Source organism: Acinetobacter lactucae, from assembly GCF_013344765.1.
GTDB lineage: Bacteria > Pseudomonadota > Gammaproteobacteria > Pseudomonadales > Moraxellaceae > Acinetobacter > Acinetobacter lactucae_A.
The window spans coordinates 1-501 of the sequence record NZ_JABVBF010000420.1; the positions used below are offsets into that span (position 1 = coordinate 1).

Here is a 501-nt window from a genome sequence, read left to right on the forward strand (position 1 = left end):
CAACTTCACTGTCTTTCAAGAAATCAGTGTTTGGCAATAAACCAATCTGTACAAAGATCCCTGCAAGCTCGACCACATGCTCTTCGTCAGTGGCACGGTCTTTATATTTAAGACCAGTCACTTGTGAACCATCACCCAGCACTTCTGTACTCAATGCATTCATAATCACAGTGGTGTTTGGCAAGCTATGCAATTTGTTTTGCAAGACTTGGTCAGCACGAAGTTTGGTATCGAATTCAACCAGAGTCACATGCTCAACAATCCCAGCAAGGTCAATCGCAGCTTCAACACCCGAGTTACCACCACCAATCACCGCAACACGTTTGCCTTTGAACAATGGACCATCACAGTGTGGGCAGTACGCGACACCACGGGTACGGTATTCTTGTTCACCCGGTACATTCATTTCTCTCCAACGTGCACCTGTTGAAAGGATCACGGTTTTTGATTCAAGTTTTGCACCGTTTTCAAGTTCAACTTCAACCAAGCCATTTGCAGTCT

1 protein-coding gene is annotated in these 501 nt (G+C 45.3%); it reads right to left on the reverse strand.

Going from position 1 to position 501, the window contains the following annotated elements; translation table 11 throughout:
• On the reverse strand, positions 1–501 hold a 501-nt coding region (locus HUN22_RS17655), incomplete at both ends, for an FAD-dependent oxidoreductase (RefSeq protein WP_174732081.1).